The sequence below is a fragment of the uncultured Polaribacter sp. genome (assembly GCF_947497695.1).
GTDB lineage: Bacteria > Bacteroidota > Bacteroidia > Flavobacteriales > Flavobacteriaceae > Polaribacter.
In genome coordinates, this window is sequence record NZ_CANMHM010000001.1 from 84,662 (window position 1) to 108,768 (window position 24,107).

The window sequence follows — 24,107 nt, forward strand, 5'->3', positions numbered from 1 at the left end:
AGTTTTATCAAGTTGTAAAATATCAACTTTTATAGGGCAAGATTTAAAATTGGTTTGCATTTTTATTCGTTGTTAAAATATTTAATTTTTATAAAAAACTTCTTTAACACCTATAATTGTTGTAGTTTTTTATACTTTAAAGTTAGTGCTTAAGAAATTACAGTATCAAATATTACTGAGTATAATACTGCTATTAAAACGGCAAAAACTGGTACTACCATTATCTTAAAAAACGGTATTTGGAAAGACGTAAAACGTAACGCTTATGGAAAAAGAGAAAAAGGAAACCCGTTTTAATTAATGCAGAAACTCCTAGCAAAGTTATATTAAATAGCAATTCTACGTTAAATGTTTATTGCAATTATATAATTGTAAATGGACTTTGGTTTAAAGATGGAGATAATGCCATGTAAAATAATATAAGTAACTCTAATACCTATTTAATAAGCTACAATTCTATCATACTAAAGAATTGTGGCTTTTTTTGTGATAAAAAGAAAAAATATTCAATTTAGCTTCTATAAATATTTTATCTTAGAATCAGATTTTTAGCTTTAAATTTCCTCAGCTCAAATTAAGTATCTATATTTGGTAAACCAAATTGGTTTACCAATTTAACACGACCAATATTAATGTATTCTATTAAAGTTAAATACACGAATCGTTTTATGAAAAAAGCATTCTTAATTATCAATATATTTTTAACATTCATTTCTTGTAATCAAAAAATTACAAATGAAATTTTAGTAAGTGATACATCAGAATTAATAAAAGCAACAAAAAATACAAAATCTGGTGATGTTATAGTTATTAAAAATGGAACCTATAAAGATGTTGAAATTATTTTTCAAGGAAAAGGAACTGAAAAAGAACCTATCATTTTAAAAGCAGAAACTGCTGGTAAAGTTTTTATTGAAGGGGTTTCTAGTTTACAACTTAGTGGAAATTATTTAACGGTTGAAGGATTATTTTTTAGAAACGGATATTCACCTTCTAAAAATGTAATTGCATTTAGAACAAACGAAAAAGAGGTAGCAAATTATTCTAAAGTTACCAATTGTGTTATTTTAGATTTTAACAACCTAGAGCGTGATCAAGATAATCTTTGGGTACAATTATATGGTACTCATAATGAGTTAAGTAATTGTTATATTGCAGGTAAAACAAATGGAGGGCCAACAGTTAGGGTAGATTTAAAAGGAAACCAAAGTATTAGAAACTATCATAAAATTATAAACAATCATTTTGGACCTAGACCAAGAAAAGGTGGCGCTAGAGGAGAAACAATTCAATTAGGAAGCAGTTTTACTTCTATGAGCCCAAGTAATACAACTATTGCAAATAACTTATTTGAAGAGTGTAATGGTGAGGTTGAAATTATTTCTAGTAAAACAAATTTCAACTTAATAAAGAACAATGTTTTTTATAAAAGTGAAGGTTCTGTAGTAACGCGTCATGGAAATTACGCTACAATTGATGGTAATTATTTTATTGGTGATGGGGTAAACAAACAATTTGGAGGAATTAGAATTGTAAACACTGGTCACTGGATTATCAATAATTATTTTTACAATATTATAGGTGAAAATTTTAGAAGTCCATTGGCTGTAATGAATGGTATTCCAAAATCGCCTTTAAACAGATACAATCAAGTAACAGATGTTGTGGTTGCTTATAATACATACATAAACTGCAAATCGCCTTGGCAATTTGGTGTTGGTACAAACATTGCACAAGCAGCTGTTTTACCAAAATCTGAAATACGTTCTGCAAGGGCTTTAAGATCTATAGTTGCAAACAATGTAATATTTAATAAAAATGGTGATGAAAACCCAATTATTGAGCACGATAAAGCTGATGGTGTAGATTTTCAAAACAATATTATTAACAACCAAGGTGTAACATTTAACAATCCTGAAAGAATTAAGGAAACTGAATTTATATTGACAAAATTGAGTAACAATGTATACATACCTAAAATTCCAGATAATTTAAATGTTTTTGAAGGTTTTGGATTTGATACTATTAAAAATGATCTTTTTGGAAATTCTAGAGCAAAATCAAATTCTATTGGAGCAACTGTTAATAAAAAATTAGTAGATCCATCAATTTTAGATAAAACAAAATATGGTGCAAATTGGTATTCTAATATCGTTAAAGCTAAAGAACCTAATATTATTGAGGTTACAAACGCAAAAGGTGATTTAGCAAGTAAAATAACAACAGCTGATTCTGGAGATATAATTGCCCTAAGACCTGGAAAATACACTATATCAAAATCTTTAGTAATAAATAAAAAGATTACAATTCAATCTAAAAATAATGAAAAAGCAGAAATAGTTTTTACAGGAACTGAAAACACTCCTGCATTTGAGTTAAATCCTTATGGAATTTTAAACATTAAAAATGTGCTTCTTACAGGTAATGGTAAAAATCAAGCTTTTGCAAACTTAAAACAAAACATGTCTAATCACTTTGGATTAGCAGTTTCTGATTGTGAAATAAATAACTTCAATTATGTTTTAAAAGCCTACAAACAAACATTTGCAGAGAGCGTTACTTTTAAAAATACTTTAATCTCTAATTGTGAAAACGGTATAGAATTATCTGAAGAAACTAATGATAGAGGTGATTATAATACCGAATATTTAACCCTAGAAAATTGTACATTTAACAACGTAAAACAAAATGTGATTGATTATTATAGAGGTGGTTATGATGAATCTACAATTGGAGGAAACTTACTAGTTGCTAATAGTACATTTATTAATTGTGGAAGCAAAGAAAAAAATAGAATGCTTCTTAATCATAGAGGTATTGTAAATGTAAACATTACAAAAAACACCTTCAAAAATAATAAAGTACAGTTTGTTGCTATTTTATGGGGAGCTAAAAACAACGTTGAGTCTGAAAATACATTAATTAATTCTGGAAAAATAAAAACAGAAGAAAACTTAGTTATGAAATTGATGTACTAATAATTAAATTTTATTTTATACACTGATATCAAAGTTAAAAACGTATTAGTATAGCTAAAAATCTTTGTTATCCGTGTTTTTTTTTATAGAAGGTAAATTTGGCAAATATATTTCTACAAACAATCAAAGAAAAAAACTATTCTCAATTAAAAAACCTATTATTATCAACTAAAAGTCAATTTTAAAATATTTTATAAAAAAAATAAATACTAAATATTTGTTTGCAGTTTTGGTTAACCAGTTTGGCTCACTGAATTTACTTGCTCATTAATTGGTGAAAAAAGTAATTGATACTTCAAACCTAAAAAATAACAACTTGAACGTTTCAAACCTAGCTAAAGACCTGCATATCTTAAAAGTGATAAGTAACAAACTAGTAGGTTCTAGAAAGATAATTATTGAGTAATACTTTAATTGTACACTTTAATAAAAGTCCAATTAATTAAAAATGGACTTTGCTACGTTACTATTTTAACTTATAAATACTTTTTATTATAAAAAGTGTTAAAAACACTAATTTGTATCCTATTATTTTGTTAAAATACCAAATAACCTTACATTTGGTCTACCAATCTGGTTAACCAATTTTGAATTAGATTTAATATGAAAAAAAACACCTTAAAAATTGCAGGATTTTTCTTAATAAGTGTCTTAATTTTTTCTTGTAATAATACAAAAAGCACTAAAGATAAATCAAACAATAAAAATTCGCATCCAAAATTAATTTTAACAGCACAAGGTGTTAAAGAAATTAGAGCTCAATTAGGTAGTGTTCCTATTTTCGACAATACATTAAAAGCTGTAAAAGAAGAAATTGATGCAGAAATTGCAGCAGGAATTGAAACACCGATACCAAAAGATTATTCTGGTGGCTACACACATTCAAAACACAAACGTAATTTTGTTGTTTTACAAAAAGCGGGAGTTTTATATCAAATTTTAAACGATGATAAATACGCCAAATATGTAAAAGATATGCTAATGCAATATGAGGCAATGTATAAGACTTTGCCATTGCATCCTAAGACTAGATCGTATGCAAGAGGAAAATTATTTTGGCAATGTTTAAACGACTCAAATTGGTTAGTATATGTGAGTCAGGCTTACGATTGTATTTATAATTATTTATCCGAAGAAGAAAGAAATAAGTTAGAAACCAATCTTTTTAGACCTTTTGCAGATCATATTTCTGTAGACAGTCCACAGTTTTACCAAAGAGTTCACAATCATAGTACTTGGGGTAATGCAGCAGTTGGTATGATAGGTTTGGTTATGGATGATGATGATTTAATACAACGTGCTTTGTATGGAATTAAAGATCAAAAAATAGATAAAACTGCAAAAGATGATGATGGAGGTTTTATTAATAAAGATGGTAAAGCTGGTTTTTTAGCAAATATAGAAGAACCTTTTTCTCCTGATGGATATTACAATGAAGGTCCTTATTACCAACGTTATGCAATGTATCCTTTTTTAATTTTTGCGGAAGGTTTACACAATGTAAAACCCGAATTAAAAATATTTGAATACAAAGAAGGTGTACTTTTAAAATCAATCAATGCTCTTTTAAATTTAACAGATGCAGATGGTGAATTCTTTCCTTTAAACGATGGCCAAAAAGGAATGTCTTATTACACAGCTGCATTAGTTTCTGCTGTTAATATTGCGTATAAATTTGGTGGAAAAAACCCCGAATTATTAAGTATTGCAGAAAAACAAAACAGAGTTGTTTTAGATGATACAGGTCTAGCAATTGCAAAAGGAATTAAAGACGGATTAGCAAAACCTTTTACCAAAAAATCTATCAATTTATCTGACGGTAAAAACGGAGATGAAGGTGGTGTTGGAATTTTAAGAAACGAAAATTTAGAATTAGTTTTTAAATATGCTTCACAAGGTTCTAGTCATGGGCATTATGACAAATTATCTTTTTCTTTATATGAAAACGGAAACGAAGTAATACAAGATTATGGACTATCTCGTTTTGTAAATATAGAGCAAAAAGGTGGTGGTAATTATTTAAAAGAAAACAAAACTTGGGCAAAACAATCCATTGCTCATAATACACTTTCTGTAAATGAAGAGAGTCACTTTAAAGGAAAGTATGAAATTGGTAGCAAACATCATTCAAACTTATATTTTTATGATGATAAAGATGCAAACGTACAAATAATTAGTGCTACAGAAGTAAATGCATATTCTGGAACAGAAATGCTAAGAACCTTTGCTTTGATAAAAGATAAAGATTTTGAGAGACCTATTACAATAGATCTTTTCAAAATAAATTCGCCAACTAAAAATCAATATGATTTACCATACTATTATTTAGGCCATATCATGAAAACTAATTTTGAGTATGAATCATATACTCAATTAGAAACTTTGGGAACAAAAAATGGGTATCAACATTTATGGAAAGAAGCGTCTGGTAAACCATCAACAGATAATACTGTGTTTTCTTGGAAAAATAATAACATATTTTATACTTTAACCACTACTTCTAATAATTCTGATGATTTAATTTTAAGTAGAATTGGAGCCAATGATCCAGATTATAATTTACGTAAAGACCCAGTTTTTATTGTGAGTCGAAAAGAAACAAAAAATACAACTTTTGCTTCAATTATAGAATCTCATGGAAGTTATAGTCCTGTAAATGAACTTGCATTAAATGCTTATTCAAATATATCTAGCATAAAAATCATTTTAGATTCAGACAATTACACTGCAATTCAAATTGTAACTAAAAGTGATAAAATTAAGACGTTAATTATCTCAAATAAAGATAATTCAGAAAGCAAAAAACACAACATCAAAATAAACGATAAGGAGTATAATTGGAACGGTTCTTATTATTATAATTAAGTTAATTATCAAAAAAACAAGTAAAATGAATAGATTTAGTGAAAAGTACGTTTTAGCAAAAGACATAGAATGGGAAGAACTTGGTGGAGGAGTATCAAGAAAATTTTTAGGTTACGATAACCAAATAATGATGGTAAGTGTAAAATTTGATAAAGGTGCATTAGGTTCTCCACATCAGCACTTTCATACACAAGCTACTTATGTTGTTTCAGGTAAATTTGAATTTGAAATAGATGGGATAAAGCAAATTGTAGAAGCAGGAGATGGTGTATATATTGAACCTAATTTATTGCATAGTGCTATTTGTTTAGAAGAAGGTCAATTAATTGACACATTTAGCCCAGTAAGAGAAGATTTTTTAACTGGCAATGGTCCTTCTTATTTTGGTGATAAATCATAAATAAATATACTCACTATCATTTTTAATTTAACATTAATAGTGGATATGTGTTTTTAAATTAAAAAATAAAATAATATCTTCGTTAAATATTGTTTACAAATTATGAAATTAGATATAATAAAAAAATCAGAAAACCCTTCTACTCAAAAGGAAATTATATCTAAAATTAAAGAGTTCATAAACTTAAAAAACTTAGAACCAGGAGATAAACTTCCATCAGAAAGAATGCTTTCTGATAAATTTGAAGTTTCAAGAAGTAATATTAGAGAAGCAATTCAAAAATTAGAGTTTTACGGTCTCCTAAAATCGATTCCTCAAAGTGGTACTTTTATTGCTGATATTGGTGTTATTGCTCTTAATGGCATGATAGAGGATATTTTAAGACTTGATGAACCCGATTTTAAATCGTTAGTAGAAACAAGAATTCTACTAGAACTAAAAACGGTAAGATTAGCAGCTCTAAGAAGAACAGATGAAGATTTATTAAACCTAAACAAAGCTTTACTTGCCTATAGTAATAAAGTTAATAATGGTGAAGATGCAGTACAAGAAGATTTGTTATTTCATCTAGCTATAGCAAAAGCAAGTGGTAATAGTACAATGAATACATTTATGCTATCTATAATTCCAGAAATTATTACCAACTTTCAAAAACACCATGTTTGTGATGCAGGCTTAACAAAAAGAGGCATCACAGATCATCAAGCAATTTTTGATGCTATTAAAGAACAAAACCCACAATTAGCAAAGCAAAAAATGAAAGAGCATTTTAAAGAATTGTATAATTATTGTTATAATGTTTAATTAAACAAATTAAAATTTAAACTCCATTTACCAACCTTATTTGTAAATTTTCTAAAAATAAAATTTTAGATAGTAAGATTCTAATATAAAAACACTAAATTTGGTAAACCAATTTGGTAAACCAATTTAGAAGCGAATTTGAATCAAACAATATGAAAACTAAAGGATTAAGATGGTGGGTAGTAAGTTTAGTTGCTCTTGCAGCAGTTATTAATTATATAGATAGACAAGCATTTGGTGCTCTGTGGCCAGATATTGCCAAAGAATTGTTTCCAGAAATGACTTCTGATGAAACAAAATTGATATATGGTACTATATCTGCTGTATTTATAATGTCTTATGCTTTTGGACAAACAATATTTGGAAAAATATTTGACTGGATAGGTACTAGAATAGGTTTTGCTTTATCTATCGGTATTTGGTCTATAGCAACTATGATTCATGCATTTGCGCAAGGAATTTTAAGTTTTTCTATTTTTAGATCTATTTTAGGAATTGCAGAAGCAGGTAATTGGCCTGGTGCCGCAAAAGCAAATGCAGAATGGTTTCCAACTAAAGAAAGGGCTTTAGCACAAGGTATATTTAACTCTGGTGCAGCTGTAGGTGGTATTGTTGCATACCCAATTATAGGTCTTCTTTCTATTTACTTATCTTGGCAAGCCATTTTTGTTTGTGTAGGTTTGGTGGGTTTATTATGGTTAGTACCCTGGTTATTTATCGTTAAATCTTCGCCAGAAAAACATCCTTGGTTAACAGAAGAAGAAAAAACATATATCCTTACAGGACAAAGAACTGAAGATGATAAAGGAAATTTAATAGAAGAATACAATCCTCCAACCGCAGAATTATTAAAAAGAAAAGAAAGTTGGGGCGTAATTATAGCTTCTGCTGCCATAGACCCAATTTGGTGGTTGTTTATAGTGTGGATTCCTATTTACCTTAATGAAGTTTTTGGTTTAGATGTAAAAGAAATTGCATTTTCTGCTTGGGTACCTTATGTTGGTGCTATGCTAGGTGCATGGGCAGGTGGTCTTTTAGCCCAAAATAGATTATCAGCAGGTTGGTCTGTAAATAAAACACGAAAAATGGTAATAACTTTAGGTTGTTTAATGATGATTCCTTGTTTTATTTTATTGAGAACACCCGGAACTGCAATTAACGCAGTTATAATTATGGCTGTATTATTATTTGGATTTCAAGTAGCTATTGGAAACGTACAAACATTACCAAGTGATATGTTTAGTGGCAAAGTTGTAGGTACTTTATCTGGTTTTGCAGGTACAGCAGCCAAACTAGGTGCTTTTGGCTTAACCATATTAATACCATTATTAACCACTGGAGGTAATTATACACCTGCATTTTTAATTGGTGGTGCATTAGCAATTATAGCTTTGTTAGCCGTTTGGATTTTATGTCCTAAAATAGAGCCCCTAAAATCAAAAAATTAAATAAAAATTATTAAAGAATAAATTATTAAATATGAGTAATGCAAATAGTAAAGTAGCAGTAATAACAGGTGCTACAGGAGGTATAGGTTTTGAAGCAGCTAAAAGATTAGGTAAAGATGGTTTTACAGTAATTTTAAATGGTATAAATGATGAAGCTGGTGCTGAGAAATTAGCTGAATTAACTGCGACAGGAATTTCTGCAGAATATTATGGTTTTGATGTTACTAATGAAGATGAAGTAACAGCAAATATAAATACCATTGGAAATAAATACGGTAAAATAGATGTACTTGTAAATAATGCAGGTGGTTTAGGGGGTAGATCTCGTTTTGAAGAAATGACAACAGAATTTTATAAATCTGTAATGGCTTTAAATTTAGATTCTACATTTTATGCATCAAGAGCAGCCATTCCTTTTTTAAAGAAAAGCGATTATGCTTCTATAATTAATTATACATCAAATGCAGGTTGGAATGCTGGTGGACCTGGAGCAGGAATTTACGGAACATCTAAAGCAGCAGTGCATGCAATTACAAGAGCACTCGCTAAAGATTTAGCTGAATATGGTATCAGAGTAAATGCAGTATCTCCTGGTACTATTGATACTCCCTTCCATGCACAAATTAAATCAACCAAGCCAGAAGTTTTTGCATCTTGGGCAAATAGCATTATGTTAGGTAGATTGGGTAAACCAGAAGATGTAGCAGGTGTAGTTGCTTTTTTAGCAAGTAAAGATGCAGCATTTATAACAGCAGAAACGATTCAAATAGGAGGAGGCCAAGCATTAGGTATTTAATAAAAGTATTTTTGAGTTATTTTTATTGTGAAAAGCCGTTTTGTAATATTACAAAACGGCTTTTTTTTGTAAAATCTGTCTAAATAGATTAATCTAAAAAAAAATGTAATCTCTAATTAGAAAAAGGCTTTGTTTAAAAGTAAAATTTAACAGTTTGTTATTTTTATACACATTACTTTATGAAATAATTAACAAAATACTTTTTTATTATAAAATATGTACTTATATTTGGTAAACCAAACTGGTAAACCAAATAAATTAAAAATATAAACCTGCGTATGATAATAAAATTGAATTAATTATAAACAAAAAGGATAGGGGGCAACCTATCCTCTTTTAAAAAAAAACTTATCTGAAAAAAATTACAATTACCTCATAATTATCAAATAAATAAAAATAAAATTAGTAAATATTTATAATAAATACACTTCTTTTAATTTTTATTCTTCTTTGGTATTATATAAACCAAGTTTCATTTAGTAAATCTAAATGAATTACATTTTTAAACATAAAATAATATTATGAAATTAAAATTAAAAATGACATTATTAGTACTAATGTTAGTTAGCATTTCTATAAATGCACAAGAAAGTTATACCATTAAAGGTACTGTAATCTCTAAATTAGAAAATAGTCCACTTCCTGGAGTTTCTATTATCATACAAAATAGTCAAATAGGAACTGAAACAGATTTTGATGGTAAATATAGCCTTAAAGTAAAAAAAGGAGATGTTTTACAATTTTCGTATTTAGGTTATGCAACTCAAAACATAACAATTACAAATCAAAAGACTTTAAATGTTTCTATGCTAGAAGATTCGAGTGAATTGGATGAAATAGTTGTTGTAGGTTATGGATCTCGTAAAAAAAGTGATGTAACAGGTGCTGTTTCTTCTGTAAAAGCAGAAGAACTAAATGCTTTTCCTGTATTAGATGCTGCACAAGCACTTCAGGGACGTGCAGCTGGTGTTGTAGTACAATCTAATAATGGTGGTGAGCCAGGGGCTCCTATTAGCATTAAAATTAGAGGAAATACATCGCTTACTGCAAGTAGTGCTCCTTTAATTGTTGTAGATGGTTTTGTAGGGGCAAGTATGCCTCAAGCAAATGATATCCAATCAATGGAAATTTTAAAAGATGCATCAGCAACTGCTATTTATGGATCTAGAGGTTCTAATGGAGTTGTTTTAGTAACTACTAAAAAAGGTAGAAAAGGTTCTTTATCTGTAGAGTTAAATACAGTATATGCTACACAGAATACTTCGAATAAGTTAGATCTTTTAAATGCTAGTGATTTTGCTACATTTCAACAACTTAGAAACCCTTCTTATACTCAAGGAAGTGAAAATACAGATTGGCAAGACCTACTTTATGGGTCAGGTAGCACTGTAAATCATCAACTTTCCTTTTCTGGAGGAACAGATAAAATAAATTTTTACGCTTCAGGTAACTACTTTAACCAAGATGGAATTATATTAAATTCTGATTTCGAAAGATTGACTTTTTTAACTAATATAGATGCACAAGTAACTGATAAGTTAAAATTTGGAGCCAATCTTTTTGGAAGCAGAGGTACTCAAAATGGTGTTCCAACTCAGTCTACTGGAGATTCAGCCAATGGAGGAGGAGATGATGTTATAGGTTTAATATTTAGATTTGCACCTGATTTAGGAGTTTTTAATAGTGATGGAACTTTTACAGAAAACTCTGTTGGAGACCCTGTTGATAACCCTTTTGCTGTGGCTACAGAAAGAGTTAATAAAACAGTTTCTGATAGATATAGAGCTAATTTTTACGGTTCTTATGATATTATTGAAGGCTTAAATTTTAAAAGTACTTTTGGTTTTAGTACATTAAATGAAAATATAGGGACTTATGTACCATCAACTTTAACTCTTTCAGATCAAGGTAATGGAGGAAAAGCAACTATTTCAAACAGACAAAGTACTAATATATTAAGTGAGAATTACTTAACATATACAACAGAAATAGGAAAAGGTAAATTTACAGCATTGACTGGATATTCTTACCAAAAAACGAAAACAGAAAGATTTTCAGCAGGTTCAATAGGCTTGATTAAAGATAATTTTTCTTATCATAATTTAGCAGGATCTTCAGGTACTGTTGTTCCTACATCTTCTTTGGTAGAATCTGAAATTTTATCACAATTTGGTAGAGTAAATTATGATTATGACGATAAATATTTGTTAACAGCTACAGTTAGACGAGATGGAGCATCTAATTTTGCCGAAGATGAAAAATACGCAATTTTTCCTTCTGGTGCTTTTGGATGGAAAATTTCAAATGAAGATTTTCTTAAAGAAAATGAAACTATTTCTAACTTAAAATTAAGAGCTAGTTATGGGGTTACTGGTAATCAAGCAATTCCATCTTACTCTTCATTTGGTAGATTAACTGACGTACAAGGTTTAAGTAATGGATCTGTGGTTAGTGGTGTTGCACCAGACCAAGCAGCAAACGCAAATTTAAGATGGGAATCTTCTTTACAAACTAACATTGGAGTGGATTTAGGTATTTTGAATAATCGAATTTCTTTTTCTTTAGACTATTACAATATAGATACAAAAGATTTACTAATGCCAGACTTTGGGCAACCTCAATATTTAGGATACCAAACAGCAGCAGCTTTAGTAAATATTGGAGAAATTAATAATTCAGGTTTTGAATTTCAAATAAATTCTACCAACATTAATAAAGGAGATTTTAGATGGACTACAGACTTTAATATTTCAACCAATCAAACAGAAGTAGTAAAATTATTAGATGGTATAGATGTACGTTTAGATGCTTCTCCAAGTTACTTTAGTAGATCTGATACACATATTTTAAGAGAAGGAGAAACTCCAGGTGCTTTTTATGGATATAAATATATAGGAGTTTACCAGGGAGGAACTTTACCAGAAGGAACTGCAACATTTGCAGGAGGTGTAGCAGGAGATCCTTTATTTGCTGATGTTGCTGATGAAAGTGGAAATGTTAATGGTGTAATAGATACAGATGATCAAATGATTATTGGAGATCCAACACCTAATTTTACTTATGGTATTACTAATAATTTTACATACAAAAATTGGGATCTTAATGTCTTTATCCAAGGTTCTCAAGGTGGTGAAATATTTAATATGACTAACGTACAATTGTTTACTGGAGATGGAAATACAACTTATGAAAACTTTAATAATGCGTGGTCAACTTCAAATACAAATACTAACATACCTCGTGTAGGAAATAATAGTCCTAGAGAGTTTTCTTCACGTTTTATAGAAGATGGTAGTTACGTTAGATTAAAGAACATTGCTTTAGGATACAACTTACCAGAAAGTGTTTTAGAAAAATTAGGAGTACAAAATATTAGACTTGCTTTAAGTGCTCAAAACTTGTTAACTATTACAGACTACTCTGGTTTAGATCCAGAAGTAAATTATTCTGCAGGAGAAGCTGGTAATAATTCAAACAATACATCTGGTTTTGATTATGGAAATTATCCAGCATTAAGAACAGTAAACTTTAGTGTAAGCTTAAAATTTTAATAAATAATTTCAAAACAAATAAATATGAAAACATTTAAATACATACTCTTACTATTGATAAGTATATCAATAGTTGGATGTTCAGACTTAGAAGAAGAACCAGTAGGTTTATTGTCTCCTGAAACCTATTTTACAGATAAAGCATCTGTACAGATTGCTGTTAATGGAGTTTACACATTTGTTCATGACAGATTTTTTCTTGCAAGAGAGGCAGGAATGGCTTTAATGCTAAGAAGCGATATGGTTGGTATTTCTGATCAAGGAACAAGACAAGAGAGGATAGACCATGATAATTTCACTGATTTAGCAGATAATGGAAATACTAGAGTTGCTTGGCCAGCCATGTGGGAGATTGTTTCTTCTGCTAACTTAGCTATTTCTGGAGCTCAATTTGTAGAACTATCAGATGCTGAGATAAACCCTCTTGTAGCTGAAGCTTATTTTTTAAGAGCTTTTGCATATTACCACATTGTAAGGCAATTTGGATCGGTACCATATATTACAGAACCTGTTACAGACGTAGATGCAGCTAGTAATATTTCAAAAACTTCTGTAGATGATATTTATGCGGGTATTATTGCCGATTTAAAATTTGCTAAAACATGGTTGCCAGCCACTCAAGCATCTAGAAGTTTAGCATCTAAAGCTGCTGCAAGTGCATATTTATCTTCGGTTTATTTAACTAGAGGGCTTTGGAAAGATGCTTTTGATGAAGCTAAAGATATTATAGATAAGAAGGGTACTTATAATTTAGATTTAGAGCCTAACTATCAAAATCTATGGAACTATGCCACAATTAATAATTCTAAAGAACCTATTTTTAATTTAGATTATATTGGAAATGTCGGTATAGGTAATCCTAATACAGATTATATCGGCCCATTATCAGGTATTAGAGGGAACTCAGCTTATGCTCATGGGACAGGTTGGGCTGTAATGGCACCAGAAATTGAAGTTTATAATAGATGGAATGGTAGAGATTATAGAAAAGCAGTAAGTTTAGATACTACAATGGTTGATAATGGTGTAGTAAAGGATTTTACACAATTTAATAGTGTTGATGGAAGAAATCAGAACACTCCTTTTATTGCTAAATACAACAGAATGATAGGTGATGATTTTGGAGGAAGTGGTAGAGCTTCAGAACAAAACTATTTGCTAATGCGTTATGCAGAAGTATTATTAATCGCTGCAGAAGCTGCTGTAGAAATTGGAGATGATGCATCAGCAGTTAAATATATTAATGAAGTACGTGCTCGTGCTAGAAATGCTGCTGGAGTTGGTGATACTAATTACCCTCCAAGTGCTGAACCAGCAGATCATTCAGGTTCAGTTACTGTTAATGATGTCTTAGAAGAACGTAGACTTGAATTATCATTTGAAATGAAAAGATGGTATGATATTGTAAGAAGAGATTTAGGACCAACAGTTTTTAGTAGTACTGGTTTAGAGGGAGCAAAAGCACAATTTAATCCAGCTGACGATTACTTAATTGCAATTCCTGCAGATGAGGTTTTAAGAAACCCTAATTTAGGAAATTAAAATAATCTTAAAAGAATAGTTATTTGAATTAGTTTTTATTAGGATTTTATTCAACTTATTATTTAAGGTGAGTAAAATCCTATTTTTTTAAATTTAATTCAATTAAAATAATACTTAATAAATTATAAAATGAGTAAAACAGAAGGAAAAGTAGCTGTAATTACGGGAGCTACAGGAGGAATTGGATTTGCAGTAGCAAAAAGGTTAGGACAAGATGGATATACTGTTGTTTTAAATGGTATTGATCATGAAGCAGGGGCAACAAAAGTTAAGGAATTAGCTACTGAAGGTATTACTTCAGAGTATTATGGTTTTGATGTAACTAAAGATGAAGAAGTAACAGCAAACATCAATAAAATCGGGGAAAAATATGGTAAAATTGATGTGCTTGTAAATAACGCAGGTGGATTAGGTGGTAGATCTCGTTTTGAGGAAATGACGACTGAATTCTATAGATTTGTAATGGCCTTAAACCTTGATTCAACATTTTTTGCTTCAAGAGCTGCAATTCCTTTTTTAAAGAAAAGTGATAATGCTTCAATAATTAACTATACATCTAACGCAGGTTGGAATGCAGGTGGACCAGGAGCAGGAATTTATGGTACTTCTAAAGCAGGAGTTCATGCAATTACAAGAGCACTCGCTAAAGATTTGGCTGAATATGGTATTAGAGTAAATGCAGTATCTCCTGGTACTATTGATACTCCTTTTCATGCGCAAATTAAATCAACCAAGCCAGAAGTTTTTGCATCTTGGGCAAATAGCATTATGTTAGGTAGATTGGGTAAACCAGAAGATGTAGCAGGTGTAGTTGCTTTTTTAACAAGTAAAGATGCAGCATTTATAACAGCAGAAACGATTCAAGTTGGTGGTGGACAAGCATTAGGTATCTAATTTAAAATATCTCTAAATTTTTAAAAATCCTCTTTGTAATGAAAATTATAAAGAGGATTTTTTTTTTAAACACCTCCCATAAAATATAAAATTATACCTTTTTAGACTCACAAATATTTATGCAAAATTTCTAAATCCCACAACTTTTGGTATTGACCCTTTTTTGACTTGAACCTCAATTAAACCCATAAAAAAAAGCCTTATCAATGAAGATAAGACTTTTTTTGCTCCCTCTCTAGGACTCGAACCTAGGACCCTCTGATTAACAGTCAGATGCTCTAACCAACTGAGCTAAGAAGGAGTTTGCTTCACTTAAATTGTGATTAGCGAGTGCAAATATATATCTTTTTATAGTTCTAGCAAATATTTTTAAAAAAAAAATAAAAAAATATTTATCCTCTTTTTATTGCTAAAAAAAAAGAGGTTTAAACACAAATATTGTATTTTTGTGCGGTTTAATAGCTTATAACAAAAGCAGACACTATAATATGGATAAATTTTCGTTTCTAAACGCAGCACATACAGGCTTTATAGCTGATTTATATGATAAATATTTAGTCAACCCAGATACCGTTGAACCTAGCTGGAGAAGCTTTTTTCAAGGATATGATTTGGCAAATGAAAATTATTCTTTAAAAGAGGAAGATGAAGTTTCGTCAGAAATACCTCAAGAAGTTCGAAAAGAGTTTTTTGTTGTAGATTTAATTAATGGATATAGAACTCGTGGGCATTTGTTTACAAAAACAAATCCTGTTAGAGATAGAAGACAATACCAACCAACTTTAGATATTGAAAACTTTGGTCTATCAGAAAGTGATTTAGAAAAAGAATTTTCTGCCGGAGAAGTTTTGGGTTTAGGAAAAGCAACGTTATCTAAAATTATAGAAAACCTAAAACGTATTTATTGCGATTCTATTGGTGTAGAATACATGTATATGCGTAATCCAGAAAAATTAAAATGGTGGCATGAACGTCTTAATAAAAACGACAATCATCCTAACTACACCAATGAGGCTAAAAAGTATATTTTAGGCAAACTAAACCAAGCAGTAACGTTTGAAAGTTTTTTACAGACAAAATATGTAGGTCAAAAACGTTTTTCTTTAGAAGGTGGAGAAGCATTAATACCAGGAATTGCAGTAATATTAAGAGATGCTGCAGAAAAATTTGGTGTAAAAGAATGTGTTTTAGGAATGGCTCACAGAGGTAGGCTAAATACGTTGGTAAATATCTTTAAAAAACCAGTTAGAGATTTATTTAGTGAATTTGAAGGCAAGGATTTTGAAGATGAAGATATTGATGGTGATGTAAAGTACCATTTAGGTTTAACATTAAGTAAAACCTTTAGAGATGGTAACGAAATTAAAATGAATTTAGTTCCTAATCCTTCTCACTTAGAAACTGTAGCAGCAGTTGCAGAGGGAATTACAAGAGCTAAAATAGATAGAAAATACAATGGTGATTCTAGTAAAATATTACCAATCATAATTCATGGTGATGCAGCAATTGCTGGTCAAGGTATTGCTTATGAGGTAACTCAAATGGCAAAATTAAATGGTTATAAAACAGGTGGTACAATTCATATTGTTGTAAATAATCAAATTGGTTTTACTACCAATTATTTAGACGCTCGTTCTAGTACTTATTGTACAGATGTTGCAAAAGTAACTTTATCACCAGTATTGCATGTAAATGCAGATGACACAGAAGCTGTTTGTCATGCTATGGAAATTGCGTTAGAGTTTAGAATGAAGTTTGAGCAAGATATTTTTATTGACTTATTAGGATACAGAAAATATGGGCATAATGAAGGTGATGAACCTCGTTTTACCCAACCAAAATTATACAAGGCCATCTCAAAGCATAAAAATCCAAAAGATATTTATGCAGCACAATTACTTTCAGAAGGATCAATAGACAACTCTTATTTAAAAGAAATTACTACCGAGTTTAAACAAATGCTTGAAAGAGAATTTGATGAAGCTAAAAAAGTAGAAAAATCTATTGTTAGAGAATTTATGCAATCTACTTGGGAAGGATTTGAGCGTCAAGATCTTGAGGCAATGTTACTTGCTGATGACACAAAATACAACGAAGTAAAATTAAAAGAGATTGCAAAAGTAATTTCTACAGTGCCAGAAGGTGCAAATTTTGTTAGAAAAGCAGAACGTATTTTAGCAGGAAGAGCAAAAATGACGTTTGAAACAAATAGTTTAGATTGGGGAATGGCAGAAACTCTTGCCTATGGAAGTTTGATGGAGGAAGGATATAATGTTCGAATTTCTGGACAAGATGTAGAAAGAGGTACTTTTTCTCACAGACATGCTATTTTACGTGATGAAGTTTCAGAAGAAAGAATAAACTTATTAAATACTAACCCTAATAACAAAGGACAAATGACGATTTACAACTCGTTATTGTCTGAATATGGTGTGCTTGGTTTTGATTATGGTTATGCCATGGCAAACCCAAATACATTGACTATTTGGGAAGCTCAATTTGGAGATTTCTCTAACGGGGCACAAATAATGTTTGATCAGTATATTTCTGCTGCAGAAGATAAATGGAAATTGCAAAACGGAATAGTAGTACTACTTCCTCATGGTTATGAGGGTCAAGGTTCTGAGCATTCATCTGCCAGAATAGAACGTTATTTACAATTGTGTGCTATTGATAATATGACAGTTGCCAATTGTACTACACCTGCAAATTTCTATCATTTATTACGTAGACACATGAAACGTAATTATAGAAAGCCTTTAATTGTGTTTACACCTAAAAGTTTATTACGTCATACAAAAGCGGTAAATACAATTCAAGATTTAGCTACAGGAGGATTTCAAGAAATAATTGATGATACTTTAAACCCAAAGAACGTTACAAAACTAGTTTTTTGTATGGGTAAATTTTATTATGACTTATTAGAAGAAAGAGAACTTTTAGAAAGAGAAGACATTGCATTGGTTAGAATTGAACAACTATTCCCTTTGCATTTAGAAAAAATTCAAAAAGTTATTGATAGATACCCTAATGTAAAAGAATATATATGGGCACAAGAAGAACCAAGAAATATGGGAGCTTGGAGCTTTATGTTAGAACGTTTAGATTTAGTAAAACTAAATGTTCGTTCTAGAAAATATTATGCTGTACCTGCAGCTGGTTCTAGCACACGATTTAAAAAACGTCATAGAGGTGTTATAGATAGTGTTTTTAATGATAATGAGTAAGTTGCGTTAAGGATTGAAACGGCATCCTTTTTTTGACTGGTAAGGAAAAAAAAGATATAGTGGAAAGCCTGTTAAAACGCCCAAAAAATAAATAAAATACCTGCAAGAGTTTAAAAACCCTTTAGGATAAAAAGAATTTTAGATTTAAATAAATTAGAAAACCATGAGTGTTTTAGAAATGAGAGTTCCTTCTCCAGGAGAATCAATTACAGAAGTAGAAATTGCAACTTGGTTAGTTGAAGATGGAGATTATGTAGAAAAAGATCAGCCAATTGCAGAAGTAGATTCTGACAAAGCAACCTTAGAATTACCTGCTGAAGAAAGCGGAATTATTACTTTAAAAGCAGAAGAAGGTGATGCTGTAGAAGTTGGGGCAGTTGTTTGTTTAATAGACACAAGTGCTGCAAAACCAGAGGGCGATGCTCCAGTAAAAACGGAAGCTCAAAAAGAAGAAAAGAAAGTAGAAGTTACTGCTGCACCAAAAGCAGAAACATACGCAACAGGAACTGCTTCTCCTGCAGCTAAAAAAGTGTTGGCAGAAAAAGGAATTGCTGCAAACCAAGTAAAAGGAACAGGTAAAGATGGCAGAATAACCAAAGAGGATGCTGTAAAAGCGGTACCTTCTATGGGAACACAACCAGCAAATGGTTCTAGAGGGACAGAGCGTAAAAAAATGTCGATGTTGCGTAGAAAAGTGGCAGAGCGTTTAGTAGCTGTAAAAAGCGAAACGGCAATGTTAACTACTTTTAACGAAGTAAATATGCAACCAATTTTCGATTTACGTTCTCAGTTTAAAGAAGATTTTAAATCAAAACATGGAGTTGGTTTAGGTTTTATGTCTTTCTTTACTTTAGCGGTTGTAAGAGCTTTAAAATTATACCCTGATGTAAATTCTATGATTGATGGAGATTTCCAAATCAAAAATGATTTTCAGGATATTTCTATCGCAGTTTCTGGTCCTAAAGGATTAATGGTACCTGTAATTAGAAATGCAGAAAACTTATCTTTTAGAGGTGTTGAATCTGAAGTAAAACGTTTGGCAATTAGAGCTAGAGATGGTCAAATAACAATTGATGAAATGACAGGTGGTACCTTTACTATTACAAATGGTGGTGTATTTGGATCTATGTTGTCTACCCCTATTTTAAATCCTCCACAAAGTGGAATTTTAGGAATGCATAACATTGTAAACAGACCAATGGCAGTTAATGGCGAAGTTGTAATTCAGCCAATTATGTATGTGGCTCTTTCTTACGATCACAGAATTGTTGATGGTAGAGAATCTGTTGGTTTCTTAGTGGCTGTTAAAGAAGCTTTAGAAAACCCAGTAGAATTGTTGATGGATAACAACCCTATAAAAGCATTGGAAATGTAAAAAATATTTACATAATAATATAAAAGTCGTCTAAAATTCTGTTTTAGGCGACTTTTTTTTTGATATTTTTCTATTAATTTACACACCTATTTTTAGCTTGTTAAGCGAATTTAGTACTCTAGTTTTCTAATAAATTATAAAAATACATTTGGCGAACTTGTTTTTTAAATTTAAAGAGCAACAATAAAATATTTGTTGTAAATTTATATACTACTTTTAGTCTTTTTTAAATTAGCAACGTGTTCTTTTATATTATACAATAAACTTATATTTATGAAAAAATTAATCCTTTTATTTTTACTTTTAACCAGCATTACAACCTTTAGCCAAGAGCCTAAGCGTGAAAATATTCGCGGAAAAATTATTGTTGAAGGAAGTGACCTTGAAGGCATTACTATCTACAACCCATCTTCTAAAACAGGAACCATAACAAATGAAAAAGGTGAATTTGAAATTCTTGGAGCATTAAATGATTCTATTCAAGTTAGAGCTTTAGAATACAAAGCCTTTGATTTTGTAGTTAATAAAGATATTTTAGAAACAAAAAAAATGAGTGTTTTTTTAATTGAAGAAATTAACAAACTAGATGAAATTGTAATTTCTTCTAAAAAAATTACAGGAAATCTTAGCACAGATATAGATATTTCAAACAAATTTTTACCCAAAGGCAATACTCTTTATTTTGGTATAAAAAACGAAGCTCCTTTAAAAGCCTCTGAAAAGAATAATTTTAATGTTGGTGATCAAAATTTCCCAAACCAAACATTGGTAGATGGACTAAATATTATAAACGTGGTAGATCAATTATTAATACCACTTTTTAGATCTGAAGCACAAGACAAAAAAGAAATTACTATTCCAGAAGTTCCTGCTAAATCTATTAAATACTATCTTGGTTCAAAATTTTTAACAGAAAACTTTAGTATTCCAGAGCACTTAGTAGAAGAATTTATTAGATATGTTGAAGATGATACTTTTGATTTTGGCTTATTAAACTATGGTCACGAAATAGAATTTCTTGAAATTCTAACTAAAAAGAGTAATCTATTTTTAGCATCTAAAAAGAAAAAAGAAGAATAGAAATTATTCTTCAAAACACTTACAATGAAGAGACTCTCTTTTAAATGTTTTATTAGAAAAAGGAATCAAATAAAATTGTGTAGCATCTATAACACAATAAATTACCCTGCATAAAAAATGCTACAATGCCAAAAAACCCTGAATTAGAACTTGCTTTAAACTTCATCGAGAAAACTGATAGAAATGTTTTTGTAACAGGAAAAGCAGGAACAGGTAAAACCACTTTTTTACATCAGATTAAAAAAGAGTCTTTAAAAAGAATGGTAATTGTTGCACCAACAGGTGTTGCAGCAATTAATGCAAAAGGGGTAACGATTCATTCGTTTTTTCAAATGCCTTTTGGCCCAATTTTACCCAATCAAATTGCAAATACGTCTAATGCTCAGCGTAAGTTTAATAAAACTAAAATTGATATTATAAAATCTTTAGATTTAATAATTATTGATGAAATTTCTATGGTTAGAGCAGATTTGTTGGATGGTATTGACCAAGTAATGCGTCGTTATAAAAACAGAAATAAAGTATTTGGTGGTGCCCAAGTTTTAATGATTGGAGATTTACAACAACTTGCACCTGTTATAAAACCAAATGAATGGAGCTTATTACAGCAACATTACAATACCGTTTACTTTTTTAGTTCTAAAGCGTTTCAAGAAGCAAATGTAGTTTCTATTGAATTAAAACATATTTATCGTCAGAAAAGTGAAGATTTTATTAGAATTTTAAATGAAATTAGAACAGATACTTTGTCTGATAAATCTGCAAAAATTTTAAATAAAAACTACAATCCTACCTTCTCTCCTACTAAAGAAGATAGTTATATTACCTTAACTACACACAATAACAGAGCCAATTTAATAAACGATTCTGAGTTAAATAAACTAAAAGATAAAAGTGCTTTTTTTAAAGCGATCATTTCAGGAAAGTTTAACGAAAACTCTTTCCCTAATGCAGAAAATTTAGAATTGAAATTAGGTGCACAAGTGATGTTTATTAAAAATGATTCATCTAAAGAAAAACGCTATTTTAACGGAAAAATAGGAATTATAACTGCTATTTCTAAAGAATCAGTCACTGTTAAATGCCCAAATGATGCTGATGAAATTGTAAGTGAAAGAGAAACTTGGTCTAATATTAATTACTCTATTAATAATGAAACTAAAGAAATTAAAGAAGAGCTGATTGGTGCTTTTACACAAATTCCTTTACGTTTGGCTTGGGCAATTACTATTCATAAAAGTCAAGGATTAACGTTTGAAAAAGCAATTATAGATGCAGAAGCTTCTTTTGCACATGGGCAAACCTATGTTGCCCTAAGTAGATGTACAACTTTAGAAGGCTTGGTGTTAAAAACCCCTATAACAAGCAACGCAATTATTAACGACAGAACTGTAAGTCTTTTTAATGAAAGTGTAGAAGAAAATCATCCTGACGAAAGTATTTTAAATAATTCTGAAAAACATTTTCAATTAAATTTAATTGCTGAATTATTTGATTTTCAGCCATTTTTATATCCAATAACAAGAATGGTTGATATTTTTTACAAAAATAAAACAAGTATAAAAGGGGATGTTATTGATCATTTACAAACCATAAAAGATGATGGAGTTGTTGCATTAATGAAAGTTTCTAATAGCTTTAAAATTCAACTAGCACAAATTTCTGAAGATAATATCTTACCAGAAAACAGTTCTCAAATTCAAGAACGATTTACCAAAGCAGTCAACTATTTTTTAACACAAACAAAAGGAAATATTTTAAAACCTTTAAATACGATTCAATTTTCTACAGATAATCAAGCCGTTAAAAAAGATTTTACAAAACAATTTGATGCACTTCAAGAAAAGCTATTAGAAAAGCTTTATGCTTTACATAAAATGACAGAAGGTTTTAAAATAGAGCTCTATTTACATGTTAGAGCTAAAGCTGTTTTACAAAAATCTAATCCTGAAAAAAAGAAGAAAGTACTCTCTAAACGCGACCCAATTTTAGCTTTAAAATTACGTGAATTAAGAGACGGAATTAGAGTAGCAGAAAATATCGCTGCTTTTCAAATATTTACACAAGAAGCTCTATATGCAATGTGTGATCTACTTCCAAGAACAGAAAAAGAATTGCTAAATATTGTTGGAATGGGTAAAACTAGAGTTTCTAAATACGGAGAAGAAATTTTAGCACTCATTAATACATACTGTAAGGAAAACGGCATAGATAAATTAAATCAACAAAAAAAAGAGGCTAAAAAATCAACAAAACAAATCACTTTTGAGCTGTTTAAATCTGGTTTATCAGTAAAAGAAATTGCCAAAGAACGTAGTTTAACTTCTGGCACTATAGAAAGTCATTTGGCAAGTTATATTACAACTGGTGATGTAGATATTTTAGAATTGATAGACCTTAAAAAGTATAAAAAAATATCAAATGCTATTGAAAAAACCGAGTTTAAAAGCTTAACTGAACTCAAAGAAAAAGTAGACAAATCCTTTACTTTCATGGAGTTACGAATGGTTTTATTATCTATGGAAAATTAATTTAAAATATTTTTCGTAAAAGTGTAAGGTTTAGCAAAAAATCTTGTCTAATGTAAAAATATGATAGGAAACTTCTTATCATATCTTTTTCATAGCAATTTTTCCCACTTCTAATTTAGGAGTGGGTTTTTGATTTAAAACAATTTTTTTAGAAGCTATTTCCTGCCTTCCCAAGTGAGATAGAAAAGCATTACATCATCATGAAAAATGGAAATGCATTAATTGGTCTTTTTCATGGAATGTTTAAAAAAAATATTATGAGCTTTAATCTTGGTTGTAATAAAAGTGTCAACAAATTAGAAGAATTTGATGATGTAAGAATCATATAACAGTATCTAAATAAAAAAATTTCTGAACCTGCAAGTTTTTTGTTTTAGACTCAGATAGAAATGCTGTTTTGATTGATTGGCATGTGTAAGATTTAATGTGTAATTGTCATCGATTTGTTTAGTTTTCTATCGATAAGTAGCAAATATTTTTAGATGAAATATTGTTCTCAATTAACTATCGATAGGTTTAGTCAAATAAGGTTAATTAATTAACCTTATTTGACTTTTAACAGAATTAAACCCTCAAAAAACTCATTATAAGTAAGTTATATAAAAAAAATATAATC

The 24,107-nt window shown here is 30.0% G+C and carries 14 protein-coding genes, 1 tRNA gene and 1 pseudogene; 15 read left to right on the top strand and 1 reads right to left on the bottom strand.

What is annotated here, in order from left to right; genetic code table 11:
* The first annotated feature begins 171 nt into the window (after positions 1–171).
* The 10 genes and pseudogenes from Q0731_RS13165 (at position 172) to Q0731_RS00395 (ending at position 15,278) form a co-directional block, all read left to right on the top strand.
* Positions 172–413: pseudogene (locus Q0731_RS13165) on the top strand (chondroitinase-B domain-containing protein).
* Positions 414–668: 255 nt separating this feature from the next.
* A complete protein-coding gene (locus Q0731_RS00355; RefSeq protein ID WP_299058570.1) occupies positions 669–2,978 on the top strand; it encodes a chondroitinase-B domain-containing protein in 2,310 nt (769 codons plus the stop codon).
* A gap of 603 nt (positions 2,979–3,581) precedes the next feature.
* Positions 3,582–5,843, top strand: a complete 2,262-nt coding sequence (locus Q0731_RS00360; RefSeq protein WP_299058572.1) for an alginate lyase family protein — start codon at positions 3,582–3,584, stop codon at positions 5,841–5,843.
* Between the two features lie 25 nt (positions 5,844–5,868).
* A complete protein-coding gene (locus tag Q0731_RS00365; RefSeq protein ID WP_299058574.1) occupies positions 5,869–6,243 on the top strand; it encodes a cupin domain-containing protein in 375 nt (124 codons plus the stop codon).
* Between the two features lie 102 nt (positions 6,244–6,345).
* Complete coding sequence (locus Q0731_RS00370) at positions 6,346–7,047, top strand: FadR/GntR family transcriptional regulator (RefSeq protein WP_299058576.1); 702 nt, start codon at positions 6,346–6,348, stop codon at positions 7,045–7,047.
* Between the two features lie 152 nt (positions 7,048–7,199).
* Positions 7,200–8,495 (top strand): MFS transporter, encoded by a 1,296-nt coding sequence (locus tag Q0731_RS00375; RefSeq protein ID WP_299058578.1) that lies wholly within the window; start codon positions 7,200–7,202, stop codon positions 8,493–8,495.
* Between the two features lie 31 nt (positions 8,496–8,526).
* Positions 8,527–9,291 carry an SDR family NAD(P)-dependent oxidoreductase gene (locus Q0731_RS00380; RefSeq protein ID WP_299058580.1) on the top strand — a complete coding sequence of 255 codons (765 nt, stop codon included), beginning with the start codon at positions 8,527–8,529 and terminating at the stop codon, positions 9,289–9,291.
* A gap of 539 nt (positions 9,292–9,830) precedes the next feature.
* Positions 9,831–12,842 (top strand): TonB-dependent receptor, encoded by a 3,012-nt coding sequence (locus tag Q0731_RS00385; RefSeq protein WP_299058582.1) that lies wholly within the window; start codon positions 9,831–9,833, stop codon positions 12,840–12,842.
* 24 nt (positions 12,843–12,866) lie between these two features.
* Entirely contained in the window at positions 12,867–14,384 is a 1,518-nt protein-coding gene (locus Q0731_RS00390; RefSeq protein ID WP_299058584.1) for a RagB/SusD family nutrient uptake outer membrane protein, read from the top strand.
* Positions 14,385–14,513: 129 nt separating this feature from the next.
* On the top strand, positions 14,514–15,278 hold the full coding sequence (locus tag Q0731_RS00395; RefSeq protein ID WP_299058585.1) for an SDR family NAD(P)-dependent oxidoreductase: 765 nt from the start codon (positions 14,514–14,516) through the stop codon (positions 15,276–15,278).
* Positions 15,279–15,505: 227 nt separating this feature from the next.
* Here Q0731_RS00395 and Q0731_RS00400 read toward each other — a convergent pair.
* Positions 15,506–15,579, bottom strand: a tRNA-Asn gene (locus Q0731_RS00400).
* A gap of 187 nt (positions 15,580–15,766) precedes the next feature.
* Here Q0731_RS00400 and Q0731_RS00405 point away from each other — a divergent pair.
* The 5 genes from Q0731_RS00405 (at position 15,767) to Q0731_RS00425 (ending at position 23,820) form a co-directional block, all read left to right on the top strand.
* Complete coding sequence (locus Q0731_RS00405) at positions 15,767–18,505, top strand: 2-oxoglutarate dehydrogenase E1 component (protein WP_299058587.1); 2,739 nt, start codon at positions 15,767–15,769, stop codon at positions 18,503–18,505.
* Positions 18,506–18,668: 163 nt separating this feature from the next.
* Positions 18,669–19,880 (top strand): 2-oxoglutarate dehydrogenase complex dihydrolipoyllysine-residue succinyltransferase, encoded by a 1,212-nt coding sequence (odhB, locus tag Q0731_RS00410; protein WP_299058588.1) that lies wholly within the window; start codon positions 18,669–18,671, stop codon positions 19,878–19,880.
* A 273-nt stretch (positions 19,881–20,153) separates the two neighbouring features.
* A complete protein-coding gene (locus Q0731_RS00415; protein WP_299058589.1) occupies positions 20,154–20,960 on the top strand; it encodes a carboxypeptidase-like regulatory domain-containing protein in 807 nt (268 codons plus the stop codon).
* 125 nt (positions 20,961–21,085) lie between these two features.
* On the top strand, positions 21,086–23,491 hold the full coding sequence (locus Q0731_RS00420; protein ID WP_299058591.1) for a helix-turn-helix domain-containing protein: 2,406 nt from the start codon (positions 21,086–21,088) through the stop codon (positions 23,489–23,491).
* A 200-nt stretch (positions 23,492–23,691) separates the two neighbouring features.
* The gene (locus Q0731_RS00425) at positions 23,692–23,820 is read left to right on the top strand and encodes a hypothetical protein (RefSeq protein WP_299058593.1); all 129 of its coding nucleotides are present in this window, start codon (positions 23,692–23,694) and stop codon (positions 23,818–23,820) included.
* Positions 23,821–24,107 lie beyond the last annotated feature (287 nt).

Excerpts from the sequence above, each read along its gene's own strand:
- Q0731_RS00355 (WP_299058570.1), top strand. The coding sequence starts at position 669 with ATGAAAAAAGCATTCTTAATTATCAATATATTTTTAACATTCATTTCT.
- Q0731_RS00360 (WP_299058572.1), top strand. The coding sequence starts at position 3,582 with ATGAAAAAAAACACCTTAAAAATTGCAGGATTTTTCTTAATAAGTGTC.
- Q0731_RS00365 (WP_299058574.1), top strand. The coding sequence starts at position 5,869 with ATGAATAGATTTAGTGAAAAGTACGTTTTAGCAAAAGACATAGAATGG.
- Q0731_RS00370 (WP_299058576.1), top strand. The coding sequence starts at position 6,346 with ATGAAATTAGATATAATAAAAAAATCAGAAAACCCTTCTACTCAAAAG.
- Q0731_RS00375 (WP_299058578.1), top strand. The coding sequence starts at position 7,200 with ATGAAAACTAAAGGATTAAGATGGTGGGTAGTAAGTTTAGTTGCTCTT.
- Q0731_RS00380 (WP_299058580.1), top strand. The coding sequence starts at position 8,527 with ATGAGTAATGCAAATAGTAAAGTAGCAGTAATAACAGGTGCTACAGGA.
- Q0731_RS00385 (WP_299058582.1), top strand. The coding sequence starts at position 9,831 with ATGACATTATTAGTACTAATGTTAGTTAGCATTTCTATAAATGCACAA.
- Q0731_RS00390 (WP_299058584.1), top strand. The coding sequence starts at position 12,867 with ATGAAAACATTTAAATACATACTCTTACTATTGATAAGTATATCAATA.
- Q0731_RS00395 (WP_299058585.1), top strand. The coding sequence starts at position 14,514 with ATGAGTAAAACAGAAGGAAAAGTAGCTGTAATTACGGGAGCTACAGGA.
- Q0731_RS00405 (WP_299058587.1), top strand. The coding sequence starts at position 15,767 with ATGGATAAATTTTCGTTTCTAAACGCAGCACATACAGGCTTTATAGCT.
- odhB (WP_299058588.1), top strand. The coding sequence starts at position 18,669 with ATGAGTGTTTTAGAAATGAGAGTTCCTTCTCCAGGAGAATCAATTACA.
- Q0731_RS00415 (WP_299058589.1), top strand. The coding sequence starts at position 20,154 with ATGAAAAAATTAATCCTTTTATTTTTACTTTTAACCAGCATTACAACC.
- Q0731_RS00420 (WP_299058591.1), top strand. The coding sequence starts at position 21,086 with ATGCCAAAAAACCCTGAATTAGAACTTGCTTTAAACTTCATCGAGAAA.
- Q0731_RS00425 (WP_299058593.1), top strand. The coding sequence starts at position 23,692 with ATGAAAAATGGAAATGCATTAATTGGTCTTTTTCATGGAATGTTTAAA.